General features: G+C 65.7%; 19 protein-coding genes. 10 read left to right on the top strand and 9 right to left on the bottom strand.

Annotated features, from left to right (window positions below; all coding sequences use genetic code 11):
• The first annotated feature begins 141 nt into the window (after window positions 1-141).
• The gene (locus C8C93_RS12590; RefSeq protein ID WP_055400206.1) at window positions 142-1,581 is read left to right on the top strand and encodes a cellulase family glycosylhydrolase; all 1,440 of its coding nucleotides are present in this window, start codon (window positions 142-144) and stop codon (window positions 1,579-1,581) included.
• Between the two features lie 69 nt (window positions 1,582-1,650).
• On the opposite strand, the gene C8C93_RS12595 is transcribed toward C8C93_RS12590, so the two are convergent.
• On the bottom strand, window positions 1,651-2,139 hold the full coding sequence (locus C8C93_RS12595; protein ID WP_010459986.1) for an acyl-CoA thioesterase: 489 nt from the start codon (window positions 2,137-2,139) through the stop codon (window positions 1,651-1,653).
• Window positions 2,140-2,263: 124 nt separating this feature from the next.
• Between C8C93_RS12595 and C8C93_RS12600 the strand changes: the two genes are divergently transcribed.
• A complete protein-coding gene (locus tag C8C93_RS12600) occupies window positions 2,264-3,397 on the top strand; it encodes a sterol desaturase family protein (RefSeq protein ID WP_121507118.1) in 1,134 nt (377 codons plus the stop codon).
• Window positions 3,398-3,435: 38 nt separating this feature from the next.
• Here C8C93_RS12600 and C8C93_RS12605 read toward each other — a convergent pair whose 3' ends face one another.
• On the bottom strand, window positions 3,436-3,921 hold the full coding sequence (locus C8C93_RS12605) for a DUF4124 domain-containing protein (RefSeq protein ID WP_121508777.1): 486 nt from the start codon (window positions 3,919-3,921) through the stop codon (window positions 3,436-3,438).
• Window positions 3,922-4,192: 271 nt separating this feature from the next.
• On the opposite strand from C8C93_RS12605, the gene C8C93_RS12610 reads away from it, so the two are divergent.
• The 3 genes from C8C93_RS12610 to C8C93_RS12620 all read left to right on the top strand — a co-directional run bounded on the left by C8C93_RS12610 (window position 4,193) and on the right by C8C93_RS12620 (window position 7,093).
• Complete coding sequence (locus tag C8C93_RS12610; protein WP_121507119.1) at window positions 4,193-5,368, top strand: ABC transporter substrate-binding protein; 1,176 nt, start codon at window positions 4,193-4,195, stop codon at window positions 5,366-5,368.
• Window positions 5,369-5,435: 67 nt separating this feature from the next.
• The gene (locus tag C8C93_RS12615) at window positions 5,436-6,689 is read left to right on the top strand and encodes an NAD(P)/FAD-dependent oxidoreductase (protein WP_121507120.1); all 1,254 of its coding nucleotides are present in this window, start codon (window positions 5,436-5,438) and stop codon (window positions 6,687-6,689) included.
• Window positions 6,690-6,778: 89 nt separating this feature from the next.
• Complete coding sequence (locus tag C8C93_RS12620; RefSeq protein WP_055400198.1) at window positions 6,779-7,093, top strand: hypothetical protein; 315 nt, start codon at window positions 6,779-6,781, stop codon at window positions 7,091-7,093.
• 28 nt (window positions 7,094-7,121) lie between these two features.
• On the opposite strand, the gene C8C93_RS12625 is transcribed toward C8C93_RS12620, so the two are convergent.
• Entirely contained in the window at window positions 7,122-10,394 is a 3,273-nt protein-coding gene (locus C8C93_RS12625) for an EAL domain-containing protein (RefSeq protein ID WP_121507121.1), read from the bottom strand.
• 414 nt (window positions 10,395-10,808) lie between these two features.
• On the opposite strand from C8C93_RS12625, the gene rpsU reads away from it, so the two are divergent.
• Window positions 10,809-11,021 carry a 30S ribosomal protein S21 gene (rpsU, locus tag C8C93_RS12630; protein ID WP_005799779.1) on the top strand — a complete coding sequence of 71 codons (213 nt, stop codon included), beginning with the start codon at window positions 10,809-10,811 and terminating at the stop codon, window positions 11,019-11,021.
• Between the two features lie 212 nt (window positions 11,022-11,233).
• Window positions 11,234-11,680 (top strand): GatB/YqeY domain-containing protein, encoded by a 447-nt coding sequence (locus C8C93_RS12635; RefSeq protein WP_121507122.1) that lies wholly within the window; start codon window positions 11,234-11,236, stop codon window positions 11,678-11,680.
• An 82-nt stretch (window positions 11,681-11,762) separates the two neighbouring features.
• On the opposite strand, the gene C8C93_RS12640 is transcribed toward C8C93_RS12635, so the two are convergent.
• Window positions 11,763-12,701, bottom strand: coding sequence for a LysR substrate-binding domain-containing protein (locus C8C93_RS12640; protein ID WP_199727024.1), 939 nt, complete (start codon window positions 12,699-12,701; stop codon window positions 11,763-11,765).
• A 123-nt stretch (window positions 12,702-12,824) separates the two neighbouring features.
• Between C8C93_RS12640 and C8C93_RS12645 the strand changes: the two genes are divergently transcribed.
• Window positions 12,825-13,925 carry a tartrate dehydrogenase gene (locus C8C93_RS12645; protein WP_121507123.1) on the top strand — a complete coding sequence of 367 codons (1,101 nt, stop codon included), beginning with the start codon at window positions 12,825-12,827 and terminating at the stop codon, window positions 13,923-13,925.
• Window positions 13,926-14,015: 90 nt separating this feature from the next.
• Here C8C93_RS12645 and C8C93_RS12650 read toward each other — a convergent pair whose 3' ends face one another.
• Together C8C93_RS12650 and C8C93_RS25010 are read right to left on the bottom strand one after the other, a co-directional pair.
• Window positions 14,016-14,399: a VOC family protein gene (locus tag C8C93_RS12650; RefSeq protein WP_121507124.1), complete on the bottom strand. Its 384-nt coding sequence runs from the start codon at window positions 14,397-14,399 to the stop codon at window positions 14,016-14,018.
• A 151-nt stretch (window positions 14,400-14,550) separates the two neighbouring features.
• Window positions 14,551-14,769, bottom strand: coding sequence for a hypothetical protein (locus C8C93_RS25010; protein WP_147433767.1), 219 nt, complete (start codon window positions 14,767-14,769; stop codon window positions 14,551-14,553).
• A gap of 71 nt (window positions 14,770-14,840) precedes the next feature.
• On the opposite strand from C8C93_RS25010, the gene C8C93_RS12655 reads away from it, so the two are divergent.
• A complete protein-coding gene (locus tag C8C93_RS12655; protein ID WP_121507125.1) occupies window positions 14,841-15,737 on the top strand; it encodes a LysR family transcriptional regulator in 897 nt (298 codons plus the stop codon).
• A gap of 533 nt (window positions 15,738-16,270) precedes the next feature.
• Here C8C93_RS12655 and C8C93_RS12665 read toward each other — a convergent pair.
• The 3 genes from C8C93_RS12665 to C8C93_RS12680 form a co-directional block, all read right to left on the bottom strand.
• Window positions 16,271-16,696 carry a VOC family protein gene (locus tag C8C93_RS12665; RefSeq protein ID WP_121507127.1) on the bottom strand — a complete coding sequence of 142 codons (426 nt, stop codon included), beginning with the start codon at window positions 16,694-16,696 and terminating at the stop codon, window positions 16,271-16,273.
• A gap of 287 nt (window positions 16,697-16,983) precedes the next feature.
• The gene (locus C8C93_RS12675) at window positions 16,984-17,520 is read right to left on the bottom strand and encodes a helix-turn-helix domain-containing protein (protein ID WP_233559367.1); all 537 of its coding nucleotides are present in this window, start codon (window positions 17,518-17,520) and stop codon (window positions 16,984-16,986) included.
• 88 nt (window positions 17,521-17,608) lie between these two features.
• Complete coding sequence (locus tag C8C93_RS12680) at window positions 17,609-18,631, bottom strand: saccharopine dehydrogenase NADP-binding domain-containing protein (RefSeq protein WP_121507129.1); 1,023 nt, start codon at window positions 18,629-18,631, stop codon at window positions 17,609-17,611.
• Between the two features lie 94 nt (window positions 18,632-18,725).
• On the opposite strand from C8C93_RS12680, the gene C8C93_RS12685 reads away from it, so the two are divergent.
• On the top strand, window positions 18,726-19,394 hold the full coding sequence (locus tag C8C93_RS12685) for a TetR/AcrR family transcriptional regulator (protein WP_121507130.1): 669 nt from the start codon (window positions 18,726-18,728) through the stop codon (window positions 19,392-19,394).
• Window positions 19,395-19,493 lie beyond the last annotated feature (99 nt).

A 19,493-nucleotide genomic window follows, 5' to 3' on the forward strand; every position in this document is an offset into this window, starting at 1 on the left:
ACTTACAATTGACAGCCATTGGAAACGGTGGCCGATGGGCAGAGCGCCCACACTCAGCCCACCACCGGGCCGTAGCCCGCCTGTAGCGGGCCTGTCCTCTTTCACGCCAGACACACAACACTTTCGGGAGATGCGTAAGCCATGAAGATCACCACCCTGTGCAAGAGCCTGGCGTTGGCCGGTTGCCTGCTGGCAAGTACCAGCATGGCCTGGAGCTACGAAATCAACGCAGGCAAGGTGCTGGACGGTGCGGGCAAGGCCATCCAGCTGCGCGGCGTCAACTGGTTTGGCTTTGAGACCAACAACCATGTGGTGCATGGCCTGTGGGCGCGCAACTGGACTGAAATGATCACGCAAATGCAGGCCCAGGGCTTCAACGCCGTGCGCCTGCCGTTCTGCCCCGCCACCCTGCACGGCTCGGCGCCGCCCAGCAGCATCGATTACGGCCGCAATGCCGACCTGCAGGGCCTCTCGGCCATCCAGGTGATGGACAAGGTGGTCACGGAACTGAGCAACCGTGGCATGTATGTGCTGCTGGACCATCACACCCCCGATTGCCAGACCATCAGTGAACTCTGGTACACCCAGAGCTACAGCGAACAGCAATGGATCAGTGATCTGACCTTTGTCGCCCAGCGCTACGCAGGCGTACCCGGCGTCATCGGCATCGATATCAAGAACGAACCCCACGGTGCCGCCACCTGGGGCACGGGCAACAACGCCACCGACTGGAACCGCGCCGCCGAGCGCGCCGCCGCTGCCGTATTGCCGCTGGCTCCCCATTGGCTGATTGCCGTGGAAGGCATCGGCGAGAACCCCAGCTGCTCGGGCAGCAACGCGCACTTCTGGGGTGGAAACCTCGAACCTCTGGCCTGCACGCCCCTGAACATCCCCGCCAACCGCCTGCTGCTGGCGCCGCACACCTACGGGCCGGATGTCTACGTGCAGCCTTACTTCAATGCTTCGAACTTCCCGAGCAACATGCCGGCCATCTGGGACCAGCATTTTGGCCAGTTCGTGCAGGCCGGTTATGCCGTCATGCTGGGCGAGTTCGGTGGCAAATTTGGCCGGGGCGATGCGCGGGATGTGCAGTGGCAGAACGCGCTGGTGGACTACATGGTCGGCAAGGGCATGCGCAGCGGCTTCTACTGGTCGTGGAACCCCAACAGTGGCGACACTGGCGGCATTCTGGACGATGACTGGACCACCGTGCGCACCGACAAGGTCCAGTTGCTGCAGCGCCTCTGGGGCGATGGTTCGACGCCAACAACACCTACGACGCCAACCACCCCCACAACGCCGACAACGCCAACCCCACCGACGCCTACCGGTGGCTTCTCGGTGCAGGAGATGATGGACAGTGTCTGGAACGCAGGCTATTGCCAGCGGGTCCGCGTCACCAACCAGGGCACCGCCGCTGGCAACTGGGCGATCACCATCCCCGTGAGCGGCACCATCAACAATCTTTGGAATGCCACATGGACGCAGGCTGGCAGCAACCTGAACGCGTCCGGCGTGGACTGGAACAAGACCCTCGCCCCCGGGGCAGCGGCCGAATTCGGTTTCTGCGCCGCGCGCTAAGCATTTTTTTCCCCAATTGAACAAGGGCTCCTGCCATACAGGGGCCCTTTTTTGTTCCGGGTTCCCGGCCTACCCGCCAGCAGTCTCGCGCACCTGCCTGAAACGCTCCGCCAGCTCCTTGCGCAAGGATTTGCGCAGCAGTGCCGCATCCCAGCGGCGGCGTTCGTCGGGCGTGGAAGGCGACAGCGGCGGCACCTGCACCGGCTTGCGCGCCTCGTCCACTGCCACCATCGTGAAGAAGCAGCTGTTCACATGCCGCACCACCTGCGAGCGGATGTCTTCGGCCACCACCTTGATACCAACCTCCATCGACGAGGAACCGGTGTAGTTCACGCTAGCCAGGAAGGTCACCAGCTCTCCCACATGGATGGGCTGCAGAAACATCACCTGGTCCACACTCAACGTCACCACATAGCAGGCCGAATAGCGGCTTGCGCACGAATAGGCCACCTGGTCCAGCAGCTTGAGAATGGCCCCGCCGTGCACATTGCCCGAAAAATTGGCCATGTCGGGGGACATCAGCACCGTCATGCTGAGTTGGTGTGAAGGGATGTTCATGCCGCGATTTTAGGGCTCCCCCGTGTCGCAGGCGCAACGCTGCAGGCCGCTACACTCGCGCCACACAAGCCAGATCACGGCCCATCAAAAAAGCCAAGCAGGCCGGGAGGCCAGAGGGGAAACCATGCTCGAAATCGACAAGCTCAATGAATTCACCGAAAGCCATGGCGCGCTGCGCACCGGGCGCGGGCTGGTGTCGGGCGTGATTGCACTCACGCTGGCCATCCTGTGTTTTCTGGGCGTGCTGGCCTTCCACTTCCCCGAGTACCTGACGACACCACAGCTGCGCAAGAGCTACGACGTGACGGTGATTCGCACCATCATGCTGACCGCCATGGCCATCGCGGGGGGCATCTCCCTCGTCAACATCCTCTTCAACCGTTCGCGTTGGCTGGCCACGTTTGCCTTTGCCATGGTGGCGCTGGCGGCGTTACTGGGCGGCCACAAGGTGGAGGTGGACCCGAACTTCCCTGACAACACACCGTACATCGGCCTGGACTGGTTCATCCTCGACCTGCTGGGCAGCTCACTGATCTTCATCTTCATCGAGAAACTCTTTGCACTGCGCAAGGACCAGCCCATCTTCCGCGCCGAGTGGCAAACCGACTTCCACCACTTCATCGTGAACCACATGGTGGTGGGCTTTGTGCTCCTGGCCACCAACCTCATCGTGCACAAATTTTTTGGCTGGGCGGCCAACGACGGTATTCGCGGCTGGGTACAGGGCCTGAACTTCTGGGTGGCGCTGTTCCTCATCGTGCTCGTGGCCGACCTGGTGCAGTACTGGACGCACCGTGCCTACCACGAGGTGCCGCTGCTGTGGCGCCTGCATGCGGTGCACCACAGCGTGAAAAGCATGGACTGGATGGCCGGCTCGCGCCAGCACATCCTGGAGCTGCTCATCACCCGCACACTGGTGCTGGCGCCCATCTACGTTCTGGGTTTCAGCAAGGAAGTGATCGACGCCTACATCGTCATCGTGGGCTTCCAGGCCGTTTTCAACCACGCCAACGTGAGCGTGCGCCTGGGCCCGCTGCGCTACGTGCTCGTCACGCCCAACTTCCACCACTGGCACCACAGCCAGGACCAGGAGGCGCTGGACAAGAACTACGCTGCGCACTTTGCGTTTCTGGACTACCTGTTTGGCACCGCCGTCAAAAGCACCAAGCTCTGGCCCGAACACTACGGCGTGCTGGGCGACTACGTGCCCAACGGGTTTGTGAAGCAGTTCAAGTTTCCGTTCACATGGAAGGGCTGAGAGGCTGATTCGCCTCCCCCCCTCCCCACCTAAGAGGGCTACAGCTTGCCGAGTTCGGCTTCGAGCGCTTTGAGCTGGTTGCGCAGCTCCTCGGTTCGGGCCTCACACGCGGCTTTGTCCTTGCCCGCTGCAGCCGCGCGTTCCTGCGCGAACTGGGAGCCTTGTGCCAGGGTGCTGCGCCGCAGCGGGCCTGCATGCGCCACTGCGGCATCCGGTGCCGTTGCCGCGCATTCCTGCTGGTTGCGTTCGAGGGCCGCGCGCGCCTGCGGCACGCCCTGGTTCTGCAGATAGTGTTTGCGCTGCCAGGTGGGGCCGAAGGCGCCCTCCTTCGCGGTGGAGGGGCCGGGTGGAACAGGGGTGGCGCCCTGCATGGCTGGCTTCACCTCGATCTTCTCGCCCTGGCCCAGGCAAGGGCCATCCTGGAACGACACCTTGCCATCGGCATCCGTGCATTTGTTGACGGCCCAGGCCGGGGCCAGAAGGCCCAGCACCAGGGCGCAGGCGGCACAGCGTATCGGTTTCATGGAATAGTCCTCGGCGGGTGGATGCCACATGCTACCGCGCCGCGCACGACCGGTTCAGAGCCTCCTTGGTGGCATCGAGGCCTTGACCGACACCAACAAGGCGTGCCCCAGGGCTAGGGGCAGCCGCTCCAGTTTCAAAAAGGGTTAGGGATAGACGCCTGTCCCTAACTTGACGCACCCCCGGTAAAAACCCGGTGGGTGCGCGGCTACCACACTCCTACCATCGCCGCACCTTGAGGCCACGGTGGCCACGACCAGGAGGAGCTGTTTGATGAAGACCCACGTTGCCTTGCCTGTTAGCCATCAGCTTTCCCAGGCGCGCCGCCGCAGCCTCATGCTGGCACTGGCAGGCGGTGCGGCCTTGGCCAGCCTGTCCGCCAGGGCGCAACCCGCTCCGGGCAAGGGCGACATTCTCATTGGCCGGTCTACCGCGCTGTCGGGTGGCATGGCCCCCTTTCTTGCGCCCATCCATGAAGGACAGGACGCTGCAGTGGAAGACGCCAATGCCAAGGGCGGCATTGGCGGACGCAAGATTCGCCTGGTGACGCTCGACGACGGGTTCGATCCGCGCCGCACGCTGGAGAACGCCAGGCAGCTGAGCGAAAAGGAGGGCGTGCTGGCCTTGTTGGGCGTGTCTGGCACCTCTCAAGTGATGGCGCTGCTGCCCTACCTGGTGCAAGCCAAGCTGCCACTGATCTCGGTGTACACGGGCAGCCCTGCCATCCGGGCGCAGCAGCATCCCTACCTCTTCACCACACGCGCCAGCTATGCCGACGAGCTGGTCAAGATCGTGCGCAACCTGGTGGCAGTGCAGACCTCCCGCATTGCCGTGGCCTACGAGAACAACGACTTTGGCAAGCTGCTGCTGCCGCTGGTCGAAAAAACCATTGCCGCCGAAGGCGCGACGCTGGCCGGCTCGCATGCCATCGCGCCAACCGGGGCAGACGCCAACGACGCGGCCAAGGCCCTGGCCGCCCAGAAACCACAAGCCGTGCTGCTGGTGGCGGCGGGGCCGCCTGTGGTGGCCTACGTGCGGGCCAACCGCGCGCACCTGGGAGTGCCGGTCTACACCTTGTCGCTGGGCGCAGGCTCCGCAGTGCTCAAGGCGCTGGGTGACGACGCGCGCGGCCTGGCCGTGGCACGCACCGGCCCATCGCCCACCAAGCCCACCATCGCGCTCACGCGGGACTTCCAGGCCTCCATGAAGCGCCACGACAAGCCTGTGGACTACGACCGCTACACCGGCTACATGGATGCGCGCGTGCTGATTGAAGGCCTGCGCGCAGCAGGGCCTGGCGTCACCCGGGCCAGCCTGGTCCAGGCCATGGAAGGCCTGGGCAACCTTGACCTGGGCGGCTACAGCTACCAGTTCAGCCCACAGAACCACCACGGCTCGAACTACGTGGACATCGCGGTGGTGGGCTCTGGCGGGGTGTACCGGCAGTGATGGCGTGAGGGCCCCATGAACGCTGCGGCGACAATGGCGGCCCTGTCACCGCTGCCTGTTCATCACTGTGTCCCACACTTCCCCTGTTTTTGACGTCGTCATCATCGGCGCCGGTGCTGCCGGCCTGTTCTGCGCGAGCCAGGCGGGCCAGCGGGGCCTGAAGGTGCTGCTGATCGACCACGCCGAAAAGGTGGCCGAAAAAATCCGCATATCGGGCGGCGGACGCTGCAACTTCACCAACCGCGACCTGGACCCCGCCGCGCCCCACAAACACTTTGTGGGGCAGAACCCGCAGTTCTGCCGCTCGGCGCTATCACGCTACACGCCCGCCGACTTCATTGCGCTGGTGCAAAAGCACGGTATTGCCTTCCACGAAAAACACAAGGGACAGCTGTTTGCCGACCGCTCGGCCGAGGACATCATCGCCATGCTGCTGGCCGAGTGCGCAGCGGGCCAGGTGACGCACTGGCAACCTTGTGCGGTCAAAAATATAGCGTTCTTGGCATCTAGCGCTTATCCATCAAGCGCTAGCAGCTATCAAATTGATACTGACCGTGGCCCGGTGCAAGCGCGCTCGCTGGTCATTGCCACGGGCGGGTTGTCCATTCCCAAGATCGGCGCCACCGACTTTGGCTACCGGCTGGCGCAGCAGTTCAACATCCCGCTTGTCGAGCGCCGCCCAGGCCTGGTGCCGCTGACTTTTGATGGCACGGGCTGGGCGCCGTATGCACAGCTGGCCGGCTTGGCGCTTCCGGTGCAAATCAGCACCGGTGCCAAGAAAGCCCGTATGGCCTTCGACGAAGACCTGCTGTTCACACACCGGGGCCTTTCGGGCCCGGCCGTGCTGCAGATCTCCAGCTACTGGCAGGAAGGCACGCCGCTGGCCATCAACCTCGCGCCCACGGTGGATCTGCCCGCCGCGCTGGCGCAGGGCAAGGCCCGCTCGCGCAAGCTGATCGCCAACGAACTGGCCACCCTGGTCCCCAGCCGCCTGGCCGATTCCTGGGCGCAGCGCGAGGCCGACTGGCAGCGCCCCATCAACGAGGCCAGTGACAAGGCCCTGGCGCGGCTGGCCGAGCAGCTCGCGCGCTGGGAGCTGACGCCCACGGGCACCGAGGGCTACAAGAAGGCCGAGGTCACGCTGGGCGGCGTGGACACCAAGGCGCTGTCGCAGCAGACCATGGAGTGCAAGACGCAGCCCGGCTTGTACTTCATTGGCGAAGTGGTGGACGTGACGGGCTGGCTGGGGGGCTACAACTTCCAGTGGGCCTGGGCCAGCGCTGCGGCGTGCGCGCAGGCGTTGCCGCCAGCGGACCACTGAAGCACTCCGTTCGCAACCGGGAGGGGCATCGCACCTAAACTCCACGCAACAACACATCGCTTTACCGGTGATACGGCGGGAGCCACGGCATGGATGGATTCGAACGCGCAGAAAAGTACCAAGCGGCCGCAACGGCCGTGGGCGCACTAATTGCCCTCGTCCCTGCAGCAAGCATTGGCGGAAACATCTTCATCGCGATCCTCGCAGCGCTGGGCGTGGGCTCGCTGGCCGGGGGCGCGGTGATGGTGTGGTGGCTGCGCACTGATGAGGGCGATGCCTACCTGCGAGCAGACTCACGCATCTCGGGCCGCTCGACCTCACGCACCTCGCTGTGGCTGGGCAATATGGCCCCGGGCGCCATCCTGGTCGGACTGGCCGTCGCGCTGCACATCCGAATTGCCTGATGGGTAAGGACGGGCGCTGAGGGCCGGGTCACCCCCACAGCGATGCAGGCTGCGTACTGCCAAAACCCAGCCCCCGTACCGACGCGCCCTGGAGCACGCCGTGCTCCAGAGCCCAGGTGTGTAGCGCCTCGGGCGGCAGCGGGCGGCTGAAGTGGTAACCCTGCAGCTCCTCGCAGTCCAGCGCACTCAGCACCTGCGCCGTGGCCAGGTCTTCCACCCCCTCGGCCACAATCTTGAGGCCCAGCGTGTGGCCCAGCGCGATGATGGCGCGCGTGATCGCCATGTCGGCGGGGTTGCTCAACATGTCGTGCACGAAGGACTTGTCCACCTTGAGCCGGTCGATGTCAAAGCGTTTGAGGTAGGCCAGGCTGGAATACCCGGTGCCAAAGTCGTCGATGGACAGCTGCACGCCCAGCGATTTGAGCGCGGCCAGTTGCTGCTCGGCCGCGTGGGCGTTGTCCATGAGCTGTGACTCGGTGATCTCCAGCTCCAGTCGGTGGGCCGGCATGCCGGTGCGCGCCAGCAGTGCCTCGATGTCGCTGACCAGCAGCGGGTCAGCCAGCTGCGCGGCCGAGAGGTTGACCGAGATGGAGACATGCGCCAGCGGATGGACCAGCCCGCGCGCGGAGGGACCCGACAGCGGCACCTGCCATCGCACCCATTGCTCGCAAGCCTGCTGCAGCACCCAGCCGCCGATCGCGCGGATCATGCCGGTCTCCTCGGCAATGGGGATGAATTCGCTGGGCGGGATGTGGCCCAGGGTGGCGTTGTTCCACCGCAGCAGGGCCTCCACGCCCAGCAGGCCGCCGCCCTTGGCGGACAGGCGCGGCTGGTAGTGCAGGCTCAGTTCCTGGCGCTCCAGCGCGCGGCGCAGTTGCTGCTCCATCGTCTGGCGGGCCAGCGCGCGCTGGTCGGTCTCGGCCGAATAGAACAGCGCCATGTCGCGGCCCGTGGTCTTGGCCTCGTACATGGCGGCGTCGGCACGGCGCATGAGCTCGTCGATGTCGCTGCCGTCCTCGGGGTAGACGGCGATGCCCACACTGCACGACACGTTCAACTCGTGCCCTTCCACCGGGTGGCTCTGGCGGATGAGCGGAATCAGGCGCCGCTCCACCAGCTGCTGCACATCCTCGCGCCCGGCCACGTCGCGCATCACCACCACGAACTCGTCGCCGCCCAGGCGGCTGACCGTGTCGCGGCTGCGCACGGCCTGCGTGAGGCGCCCGGCCACCGAGCGCAGCAGGCCGTCGCCGATGTGGTGACCCAGCGTGTCGTTGATGGCCTTGAAGCGGTCCAGGTCGATGAACAGCACAGCCACCTTCTCGCCCGTGATCGGCGCCTGCGCCAGCGCCATCTGCAGACGCTGCACGCACAGCGAACGGTTGGGCAACTCGGTGAGCACGTCGTGGTGCGCCAGGAACTGAATGCGCTCTTCGCTGCGCTTGCGGTCGGTGATGTCGATTGCGATGCCGATGTGGTTGGCCAACGTACCACCCTTGGTCTCGCGCACGGCCGACACCATAAGCCAGGCCGGATAGGTCTCACCCGAGCGGCGGCGAAACCGCACCTCGCCCTGCCACGACTCCTTGTCGAGCATGGTGCGGTGGATCTGCTGGGGCAGCGGCTCGGCACCCGACTCTTCCAGCAGAAAACCCAGGTCCTCGCCTATGACCTCGTAAAAGTCGTAGTGCGTACTGCGGCAGAACGCCTTGTTCACGCTGATGATCTGCTGATCGGCGTTCATGATGATGATGCCCTCGGACGATGCCTCGAACACCTTGGCCCACAGCTCCAGCCGCTGCTCCATCACCTTGAGCACGTTGATGGGCGTGAACGCGGTGAGCACCGAATCGCGCCCCTGGAACTGCAGGCGCCGCGCCGACAGCACGGCCCAGGAGGGCTCGGCGGTGCCCTTCCAGCGCACCTCGAACTCATCGACCGAGCCCTGGTCCGCCAGGCGCTGGAAGAAGCGCGCCCGCACGCCGGGCTCCAGCCCAACGGCCCACGGGTCGGTCTTGCGGTCACCCAGCCAGTGGGCAGCCGGGGCGTTGGAGTGCAGCACCTCGTGCTCGGGCACCGAGGTGACCACCATGGGAATGGGGAAAGCCTCCACCAGCTCGCGCTGGGCCTCGGCCGCGCGCGCGCTGGCGGCCAGCTCCTGCTGTAGCACGCGGTCGCGGTCAAGCTGGGACAGCATTTCATTGAAAGCCGTGACGAGACGCCCGATCTCGTCACGGCTGACCCAGTGCGCGCGCAGTGTGTGATCGCCGCTCTTGCGCACCTCGTCGGCCACCCGAGCCAGTTGCTGCAGCGGCTTGGCGATCTGCCGCGCCACCAGCGTCACGAGGGAGAGGATGCAGCCCAGCAGCACCAGCGCGGTGCCTAAATGCAGCCACATGCGAGCGAAGAGCCCATCCACACGGCGGTTGAGCAGCCGCTCCAGGTCCACGATGCCCACCGTCCAGGCATCGCGCAGCGCGCCCAGCACCTGCATCTGCTGTGTGCCCACCTGCGCCATGGTCAGGCGCGACTCCCCCGCCGCCACACCCTGCAGCAACGCCTGGAAGCCCTCCAGGGATTGGTGGAGCGCCTCGCGCGGCCCCTGCAAGGCCGCCCGCATTTCGGGCGAACCTGCGATGAATGCCTGGTTGTAGTCCGCCTCAATGCCCTGCATCACAGCATCCAGCCGCCCCACCAGCGTGAGCAGCTCAAAGGACCACTGCGGACCGCGCCCGGTCTGCGCCGCGTTCAAGAACACCACCGTGTCGTGCACCGCCTGCAGCAGCTCTGGAAACCGCAGCACCACCAGCGACATGCCGTAGTAGCTGTCGAGATCCGGGTCCAGAATCAGGTTGGACTGGTTGCCTACCGTGGTCAGCAGCTCGCGGCCCTCGCGCAGCAGCTGGCTGCGCATCCCGGTCAGCACCTGCGCATCCGTTGCAGACGGCGGCCTGGCGGCCAGTTGCCCGAGCACCATGCTGAAGCGTTCGCCCACTTCCTGTGTGCGCAACTGCTCGTCATACGCCTTGCGCACACCCGTCAGCCGTGCAATCACATCGCCCGCCAGCGGCGGCTGCTGGGACGCATCCAGAAACTGCCCCATGAGCCCGTCGCGCAGCACCGCCGCATACGTGGTGCCCACGATCTCCTTGCGTGTGAAATCGATGGCCACGTACTTTTCGTGGATCAGGATGCTGGACACATAGATCACCGCCGACAGGTCCAGCAGGTAAATGAGCATGAGCTTGCGCCCCACACTGAGGCGGCCCAGCCAGCCCGAAACGCGGTGCATGAATGCCATGGTGTCTGTGGCGGCAGGCCCACCCGGGCGGATGACCTGGGCAACCCACCGACGGTGGTAAGTGATTGTTACAACATGAAGCAATTTCCACGCCATTGCGCGGCCCGAGGATGGACGAAGGCAATGCCTCCGGTGAGAACGACCTCAGTCCTTGTTCGGGCGCGGCCCACAGCAGTGCCACATGGCCCATGCCCAGGCAGGCCACCAGTGGCGGCGTCCCGCAGCGAGAGACGGGACGCAGGGAGCTGCACAGGGGTACTTCCCATCCGCGCCACAAAGGCTATAATCTCCGGCTTTGCTGGCAATGCCCCGTCGGCCAAATACTAGTTACAGACGGGGAAACCGCTTTGTACGGACTTGAGGCCCGATCTCCCCAAGCCCCTCTGCAGGCACCATTTGGAAAACCATTAGCTAATGACTACGATCCGCGTAAAAGAAAACGAACCCTTTGACGTTGCACTGCGCCGCTTCAAGCGCACCATTGAAAAGCTCGGCCTGCTGACCGACCTGCGCGCCCGTGAGTTCTACGAAAAGCCCACCGCCGAGCGCAAGCGCAAGAAGGCAGCCGCCGTGAAGCGCCACTACAAGCGCGTTCGCAGCATGCAACTGCCCAAGAAGATGTACTGATCCATCTTCGGCCCCGAGCCTTTTGCTTGGGTCCCAGAACCCGCGCTAGGGACGCCAAGCGCGGGTTTTTGTTTTTCGGGTTTGCCAAAAGGCTTTCTGGCGTCGTTGCAACGCCTTGCCGTAGCGAGACTACTGTCTGCGGCGTTGACGTGTAGCCAGAAAGCCTTTTGGCAAACCTTGTCCCTGTTTGAAACCCAAAAAAGGAAGCCGCCATGAGCCTCAAGGACCAGATCACCGAAGACATGAAAACCGCCATGCGCGCCAAGGACAGCGAGCGCCTGGGCACCATCCGCCTGCTGCAGGCTGCGATGAAGCAAAAGGAAGTGGACGAGCGCATAGAGCTGGACGACGCCGCCGTGGTCGCCATCGTGGACAAGCTCATCAAGCAGCGCAAGGACTCCATTACCGCCTTTGAAGGCGCGGGCCGCCAGGATCTGGCCGACAAGGAAAAGGCCGAGATGGCCGTGCTGAAGGCCTACCTGCCCGAGCGCATGTCGGCCGAAGAAACGCTGGCCGCCGTGAAGGCCATCGTGGCCGAAATCGGCGCATCAGGCCCTGGCGACATGGGCAAGGTGATGGGCGTGGTCAAGACCCGCCTGGCGGGCAAGGCCGATATGGGTCAGGTGTCGGCTGCGGTGAAGGCGGCGCTGGCGGGCTGATCGCCCCCTCACCACCACCCAGTCAGTATCTTTTTGATAGCTGCTACCGCTTGCCAGACGGGCGGTAGCGGCTATTTTTGCTTCAAACCTGGGTGCTTCCCCCCGCGTCGGCATCCCGCGCCATCCACCCGGCGCGGAAATGCTCCTGCAGAAACTCCACGCACACTCGCACCTTGGCCGACCGCTCCAGCCGCGTGGGGTACACGGCCCACACATTGGCTTCTTGCTGCCACTGCGGCAGCACCTGCACCAGGCGCCCGGTCTGCAGGTGCGCGCCCACATCCCACAACGAGCGCAGCACCACGCCACGCCCGTCCACCGCCCACTGCACGGCCATCTCGCCGTTGTTGGCCGACAGCGGGCCACGCACCTTGACCGATTCTTCCTGCGCGCCGCTGCGCAGGCGCCACACGCCAAACGGGTGGTCGCGCTCCTTGATCACCAGGCAGTCGTGCGCAGCCAGGTCGGCCACCGTGCGCGGCGAGCCCTTGCGCTGCAGGTAGGCGGGCGCTGCGCACAACACGCGGTGGTTGTCTGCCAGGCGGCGCGCGATGAGGTGTGGCGCAATCTCGTCGCCCACGCGCACATCCAGGTCAAAACCCTCGCCCGCCACATCCACCAGCCGGTCGAACACCTCCAGCCGCACCTGCAGCCCCGGGTGCTGCTCCACCAGCCGCGACAGCGCGGGCGCCACGATCTGCCGCCCAAAGCCGAAGCTGCTGCTCACGCGCAGCAGCCCGCGCGGCTCGCTGCGCGTGATGGCCACCTCCTGCATGAGTTGCTCCATGTCGTCCAGGATGCGCAGCGCCCAGTGGAAAACGCGCTCGCCTTCCTCCGTCACCGCCACCCGGCGGGTGGTGCGGTGCAGCAGCTTGACCTGCAGGTCCTGCTCCAGCAGGCGGATGCGCTTGCTCACGTAGGCGGGCGACGTGCCGAGCTCTGCAGCAGCCGCGCCAAAGCTGGACTTGCGCACCACCGCCGTGAAAACGCGCAAATCGTCGGCCGCTGGGTTTTTATACACGATGTGTGAATGATGGAGCCACAGTTGGCGGATTGTAGTTTTTGATGGCGCTCGGAATAATGCAGTGCACACACCGGCCGCACCCACCTGCGGCTTCCCTCTACCCTGCCCCCTGCACGCACCATGAACGCACCCACCACCAAGACCTACCGCATCGCCGTCCTTCCCGGAGACGGCATCGGCAAAGAAGTCATGCCCGAAGGAGTGCGCGCCATCCAGGCCGCCGCCGCCCGCTTCGGCTTCGAGCTGCAACTGCACACCTTCGAATGGGCCAGCTGCGACTACTACGCCGCCCACGGAAAAATGATGCCCGACGACTGGAAGGCGCAACTGTCGGGCATGGACGCCATCTTCTTCGGCGCCGTGGGCTGGCCCGCCACCGTGCCCGACCATGTGTCGCTGTGGGGATCGCTGCTCAAGTTCCGCCGCGAGTTCGACCAGTACATCAACCTGCGCCCCGTGCGCCTGTTTGAAGGCGTGCCGTGCCCCCTGGCCGGCCGCAAGCCCGGCGACATCGACTACTACGTGGTGCGCGAGAACACCGAAGGCGAATACACCTCGCTGGGCGGCATCATGTACGAAGGCACCGACCGCGAGATCGTGATCCAGGAATCGGTCTACTCGCGCCACGGTGCCAACCGCCTTTTGAAGTTCGCCTTCGACCTAGCCCAAAGCCGCCCCAAAAAGCATGTCACCCTGGCCACCAAGAGCAACGGCATTGCCATCAGCATGCCCTGGTGGGACCAGCGCGCCGACGACGTGGCCAAGGGCTACCCCGAGGTCACGCTGGACAAGCAGCACATCGACATCCTCACCGCCCGCTTTGTACTGCAGCCGGGCCGCTTTGACGTGGTGGCGGCCACCAACCTGTTTGGCGACATCTTGAGCGACCTGGGCCCGGCCACCACCGGCACCATCGGCCTGGCGCCTTCGGCCAACCTGAACCCCGAGCGCAACTTCCCCAGCCTGTTCGAGCCCGTGCACGGCTCGGCACCCGACATCTACGGCAAGAACATTGCCAACCCGATCGCCATGATCTGGTCGGGCGCACTGATGCTGGACTTCCTCACGCAGGGCGTGGGTGCAGGACGGGCGGCGCACGATGCCATCGTGGCGGCCATCGAAGAAGTCATCAAGAGCGGCCCGCGCACGCCGGACCTGGGGGGCACGGCCAGCACCACGCAGGTGGGCGAGGCGATTGCCGCGCGGGTGGCGGGGCACTGAGCCATGGCCATCACCCTAATGCTTCTATTTCAATAGCTTAAAAGGCACACCCACCGCGCGGAAACGGCCTTTTTTGCTTGAAACAACGGGCTATGCGGCAATGTCCTCATGCAGGCAGAGGTAGTTGCCCTCGGTGTCCTTGAACCACGCTGCCTTCTCGGCGCCCAGCACACACACGTGATTGACGGTCTTGAGGCCCGGGAAGTCGTAGTCCTCAAAGACCACCTTCGCGCGTTTCAGCGCGTCGATGGTGGCCGCTATGTCTGCCACCTGGAAACTGATGGCCGTGTGGTCGGCCTTGGTGCCTTCCGGCTTGGGGAACAGCGCCAGCGTGCTGCCCCCCACGGCATAGACAAACTTGCCATCGGGCCGGAACCCGCCGGGCTTGAGCCCCAGGCAACCCTCGTAGAAGGCGCGGGCACGGTCCATGTCCATCACAGGCAGCATGGTGGTTACGGAAGCATCGGACAACATACCAGGTCCTTTCGCTCAATCCGGCCCTGGGCCTTGCCCCCTGGTGCGCACCAGGCCCCGGTCCGGGCCGCCTGACCGGTGGTGCAGTGTAGGCCGATCCCCTCCGCCTCACCAGTGCAAGCAGTACAGGCAGTGAGGAGGCCCGCCCCCGTCACCCCCCATGGGGCGGCACCCGGAAGTTCTCGCTGATGTGTGTTTCCGCCCGCGCCAGGGCCGCACCCAGCGCCTGCAGCCACCGCCCGCCCAGACGCCGCACCCGCCGGGGCCAGCGACCCCGATGGGCCGGGTGCTCTGGCACGGCCCCCGGCGGCTGGCACGCGTGGGATTGGCGGGTCGTGCTTTCGGGGTCCAGACGGGTGGGATGCAACATGGCCCGGATGCTCGGGCTTCGCGTACCATCTGTAAAGTTGAATTTAATGAAGCTTCAATTCATAAAAACTGATGCGTAACTTCAACCTGGACCACCTGCAGACGCTGATCGCCATCGCCGACCTGGGCAACTTTGCAGCGGCCGCGCAGGCGCTGCACCTGGCGCCGCCCACCATCAGCCTGCACATCAAGGAACTGGAATCGCGCCTGCAGGCCGACCTGGTGGTGCGGGGTCGGCGGCAGGCCGAGCTGACGCCCGCCGGCGAGGTGCTGGTGCAGGAGGGGCGCCAGCTGCTGCTTGCCTGCGACGATCTGATGGAGCGCGTGCGCCGCCGCGCCTCGGGGCGCGAGGGCATCGTGCGTGTGGGGGTGTCGGCGGGCGTGAGCACGCGCCTGCTGCCACGCATGCTGGAGGCACTGGCCGTGCGCTGCCCCGGTGTGGAGATCCGGCTGGAGGCCGTGGGCTCTGCCGATTCGATGCAGCGGCTCAAGGCCGGCACGCTGGACATCGGCATCATCGCCAGCCCCCAGCCGCCTTTGGCCGAGGTGCGCCAGACCCCTTGGCGCAACGACCCCATGGTGGCGCTGCTGCCTGCGGCCTGGGAGGCGCCCGCGTTCGCAACCCCTGACTGGCTGGCCACCCGCCGCTGGGCATCGTTTGCGCCCGCCACACAAATGCACGGGCTGATTGCCAACTGGTTTGGCCAGGCGGGCCACCACCCGCGCCCCTTCCTGGCGCTGAGCTACCCCGGCGCGCTCAAGAGCCTGGCGGTGGCCAGCCAGTGCGCCGCGCTGCTGCCGATGGAGGAGGTGGAGGACCTGCAGGGCACGCCCGATGTGCAGATCCGCCCTCTGCAGCCGCCGCTCATGCGCCCCATGGCTGTGGCGCACCGCCACCAGCCACCGCCCTCACCTGCGGTGGAGGGCGTGCTGCAACTGCTGGCCGAATTTGCGGACTTTGGGGAGTAAAAGCTGGGCTTGCCGCCAGCCATCACACGGGTGGTAAGACCGGAGCGCCTGGGGCACGCCGCGCCGCAGGCCGCCGCAAATAGGGCTGCACAAACAGGTACAGCCCCGTCAACATCAGCAGCGCCAGCGGTGGCAAGGGTGCATAGGTCACCCAATCCGGCGAGTTGCCCGCGCCCTGCGCACGGACCACAAAATTGCCAATGACGGCTAGGGCGTGTCACCCTTCAATTCCCCCACGCGAAAGCCAGCCAGGCCGTGCAGTGCTAGGCGCCCTGAGTGCCGTGTAGCTTGGCTACACAAGCGAAGGGCAACGACGCAATGCGCGGCCTGGCTGGCTTTCCCTCCGGGCTGGCCCCGCAATGCGGCGTCTGCTTTGTCGCGTGGCTTGCCCATAGATGACTATGGGCTGCGCCCCCCTTCGCGCATCCATCCGCATTGCGCGGCCAGCGCGTGGGGGAATTGAAGAGTGGCACGCCCTGGCGTGAACGCCATCGACACCCAGCGGTGAAACCGCCGAATGCCCACACCGGCGCTCATTGCGCATCTCCGGCGGCGAGCTGGATCATCTTCCAGCCATTGCCCGCCGGGTCCCGAAAACCCGCATCCACATTGCCGTACCGGTCCACGGGCTCCTGCGTGAACTCCACACCCTGGTCGCGCAGCCGGGCATACGCAGCGCGGCAATCTGCCACATGCAACACCAGCGGCGGCATGGCGCCCTTGGCCACCATGGCGCGCAACGTCTGCGCCGTGGCGGCATCGTGGATGGGCGGGCCGGGTGTGAACAGCCCCAGCTGAAAGCCCGGCTGGTCGGGATGCTGCACTGTCAGCCAGCGGTAGGGGCCGTTGCGCACGTCCGTGTGCACCTGAAACCCGAGCTTGCCCACATAGAACGCGAGCGCCTCGTCCTGGTCGTCCACATACACACCCACCACACCAACGCCTTGGTTCTTCGTCATCAGATCTCCTTGGTTGCTAAGAGCCTGTTCAAGGTCTTTTTGGAGATCGCATTGGAGTGCAATCGGGAGGAGTGGATGCTTCGGATGCGCCGCATGGGCTCGTGCCCATGCAAGCAGCCGAGGCGTCTAGTCGCCCGATTTCACTCCAACCCTTCGGGCAAGTGCCTTGCCGGGCGGTCTGCGGCGTTGCGGCGCTTGCCAATAGCCGCGCTATTGGCTGCCCACCGCGCCTTGCATCCCATCCCGGCAAGGTACTTGTGCGACTCCAAAAAGACCTTGAACAGGCTCTAGGACCGATTTGTACCTTCCGCCAGGCGACGGCGCTTCTCCAAAACTGCTGTGGTGAGGTCGGGACGCTGTGCGGCTTTCAACACACAGGCGGGCACCCGGTCCAGTGGCGTGGCATTGGCCTGGGCCTCCCTGCGCACCCCACTGGGGCTCATCCCCGTGATGTCGCGAAAGATGCGCCCGAATGTGCCCAGGCTCTCCCAGCCGGTGGCAAAGGCGATCTCGGTGATGGGCAAATTCGTATCGCGCAGCAGGGTGGTGGCCTGCTCGATGCGGCGGGTCAGCAGGTAGCGGTGGGGTGGAATGCCGAACACCTGCCGGAACGAGCGGGCGAAGTGCGCCTCCGACACGCCGCTGACCTCGGCGAGCCGCTGAACTGGCCAGGCCTCGTGCGACGCGGCGTCCATGCGGTCCTTGGCGCGCAGCAGGCGGCGCAGCAAGGCCGGGTCTTGCGGCGCAATAGCCGCACCCGATGTCTGCTTCGATGGCGCAGAGGGCGCGCTGGAGGGCAATGGGTGCGGGCGCTCAAAGGGCATGCGCGAAGCATATCGCCTTGGATTCTGGTGACCCGCCCGATTTTCCCGGGCATGGATCGCGGCTGGCACCCGCACTCGGGGTCGCTTTTCAGGCTACCCGCACATCGCCAAAGACTTCGAGCGCCTGGCCGTTCAGCGCCCGCAACGCGTCCATGGAGTCCACCGCCTCGCCCAAGGCCAGCGCACCGCTGCGCTGAAAGGACGGAGCCATCAGGCGCTGCGCGGCCTCCAGCACCAGGGGCGCCGTGACAGCATAGATGTCCTGGCCGCGCACACCGGCCGTCCGCACCACGCCGTTCTGCACCAGCCGCACCACCAGTTCAAAACGCTGTGCCGACCGGCCGCTGCCATCCACCGCCGTGGGCGGCGGGGTGCTGGCATCGCGGATGTCGGCCAGGGCCGAGCGGTTGATGAGGGAGCGGATGGTTTCGGCCTGCAGGTGGTGGGCCAGGGTGATGGTCTCGCTGAATGGCAGCTCGACCATGGCATAGGTCGCCAGGGGCGCGGCAAAGGTCCAGTCCGGCACATCGACCGAGGGCACCAGGGGCACCAGGCGCCCGCCCTGCACCACTTGGCGCTGCGCCTTGTTGCGCTCGCCCGTCAGGCGCGTGCCTTCGGTGGGCCACCAGCGGTCCAGCCCCATGGCCACGGTGATCTCGTCGATGGGGCCGGGAGCGGCGAGCGCGCTGGCCAGCAGGTCGGCCAAGCCACCGTAGAAACCGGCAGCGGGCACCACAACGCGCCCGGCGGCCACTGCAGGTGCCTGCAAATCGGCAAAGGTGCCCTGGGCGCTGGGCTGCTCGGCGGTCACATCGATGTAGTGGGCGCCCGCATGCAGCGCGGCCTGCGCCACCGGGGTGGCCGTGTCCATGAATGGCCCCGCGCAATGGATGACCACGCCACAACCGGCAAAGGCCTGCACCAGTGCCGCCGGGTCGTCCAGCGCCGCCACGCGGCACTCCACCCCTGAGGGAAACAGCGCAGCCAGCCGGGCGGCATTGCGCCCCACGGCCACCACGCGCAGGCCACGGCGCAAGGCCTCCTGCACCACAAACTGACCGGTATGGCCGCTGGCACCGTACACCGCGATGGAAGGAACAGAGGATGTCATGGAGAACCTTTCGGGAAAGAAGTGGAGGGGAAAATTGACGATACAGACCTGTCTGTTTTTTGAAGATTACAGACAGGTCTGTATCATGTCAAGCATGGCCGCACATTCTTTTTCCCCTCCCCTCCCGGCAACCGCGCCAGGCGCCCACCCCAAGCCTTCGTCACGGCGCGCTGCGACGGCCTCCAGCGAGCCCGTGCAGGACGTGCGCGAGCGCATCCTCGACACGGCGTCGAGCCTGTTCTACCAACGCGGTGTGCGCGCCGTGGGGGTGGACCTGGTGGTGGCCGAAGCGGCCGTGGCCAAGACCAGCCTGTACCGCTACTTCCCCACCAAGGACGACCTCATCGTGGCGTTTCTGGAGCGCGAGGATGTGGACTTCTGGGGCCTGTGGGATGCGGTGGCGGCGCAGCATGCCGACGACCCAGCCGCCGAGCTGCAGGCCCACATGCAGTGGATCGGCGAGCGGCTCGGCCGCTCCAACTACCGGGGCTGCCCGCAGATCAACGTGGCGGCCGAATTTGCCGAGCAGGACCACCCTGCCCGCTTGGTGGCCCAGCAGCACATGGTGACGCTGCGCAGCCGCCTGCACGGCATTGCCCAGCGGCTGGGCGTGCCCCAGCCCGAGGCCCTGGCGGCCCAGCTGGCCGTGCTCATCAATGGGGCTTTCGTGAGCTCAGGCCTGCTCAGCGGCGAGGAGGCGACACCCGTGCTGCAGGCAGCGGTGCAGGCCTTGCTGGCGGGTGCGCGGGCAGGCAACAAGTAGCGCAACAGCTGCTCAAAAAACAAAAAGGCCCTCGCTTGTCGCGAGGGCCTTTTTTGCATCAGCGCGGCCCTTTGCGGCGGCTGCGCTACGGACCAGGCG

The sequence above is a fragment of the Acidovorax sp. 93 genome (genome assembly GCF_003633835.1).
Taxonomy (GTDB): Bacteria; Pseudomonadota; Gammaproteobacteria; order Burkholderiales; family Burkholderiaceae_C; genus Acidovorax; species Acidovorax facilis.

Bases quoted from the DNA above. Each gene is read 5' to 3' on its own strand.
- C8C93_RS12590 (WP_055400206.1), top strand. From the start codon at position 142: ATGAAGATCACCACCCTGTGCAAGAGCCTGGCGTTGGCCGGTTGCCTG.
- C8C93_RS12595 (WP_010459986.1), bottom strand. From the start codon at position 2,139: ATGAACATCCCTTCACACCAACTCAGCATGACGGTGCTGATGTCCCCC.
- C8C93_RS12600 (WP_121507118.1), top strand. From the start codon at position 2,264: ATGCTCGAAATCGACAAGCTCAATGAATTCACCGAAAGCCATGGCGCG.
- C8C93_RS12605 (WP_121508777.1), bottom strand. From the start codon at position 3,921: ATGAAACCGATACGCTGTGCCGCCTGCGCCCTGGTGCTGGGCCTTCTG.
- C8C93_RS12610 (WP_121507119.1), top strand. From the start codon at position 4,193: ATGAAGACCCACGTTGCCTTGCCTGTTAGCCATCAGCTTTCCCAGGCG.
- C8C93_RS12620 (WP_055400198.1), top strand. From the start codon at position 6,779: ATGGATGGATTCGAACGCGCAGAAAAGTACCAAGCGGCCGCAACGGCC.
- C8C93_RS12625 (WP_121507121.1), bottom strand. From the start codon at position 10,394: ATGGCATTCATGCACCGCGTTTCGGGCTGGCTGGGCCGCCTCAGTGTG.
- rpsU (WP_005799779.1), top strand. From the start codon at position 10,809: ATGACTACGATCCGCGTAAAAGAAAACGAACCCTTTGACGTTGCACTG.
- C8C93_RS12635 (WP_121507122.1), top strand. From the start codon at position 11,234: ATGAGCCTCAAGGACCAGATCACCGAAGACATGAAAACCGCCATGCGC.
- C8C93_RS12645 (WP_121507123.1), top strand. From the start codon at position 12,825: ATGAACGCACCCACCACCAAGACCTACCGCATCGCCGTCCTTCCCGGA.
- C8C93_RS12650 (WP_121507124.1), bottom strand. From the start codon at position 14,399: ATGTTGTCCGATGCTTCCGTAACCACCATGCTGCCTGTGATGGACATG.
- C8C93_RS25010 (WP_147433767.1), bottom strand. From the start codon at position 14,769: ATGTTGCATCCCACCCGTCTGGACCCCGAAAGCACGACCCGCCAATCC.
- C8C93_RS12655 (WP_121507125.1), top strand. From the start codon at position 14,841: ATGCGTAACTTCAACCTGGACCACCTGCAGACGCTGATCGCCATCGCC.
- C8C93_RS12665 (WP_121507127.1), bottom strand. From the start codon at position 16,696: ATGACGAAGAACCAAGGCGTTGGTGTGGTGGGTGTGTATGTGGACGAC.
- C8C93_RS12675 (WP_233559367.1), bottom strand. From the start codon at position 17,520: ATGCCCTTTGAGCGCCCGCACCCATTGCCCTCCAGCGCGCCCTCTGCG.
- C8C93_RS12680 (WP_121507129.1), bottom strand. From the start codon at position 18,631: ATGACATCCTCTGTTCCTTCCATCGCGGTGTACGGTGCCAGCGGCCAT.
- C8C93_RS12685 (WP_121507130.1), top strand. From the start codon at position 18,726: ATGGCCGCACATTCTTTTTCCCCTCCCCTCCCGGCAACCGCGCCAGGC.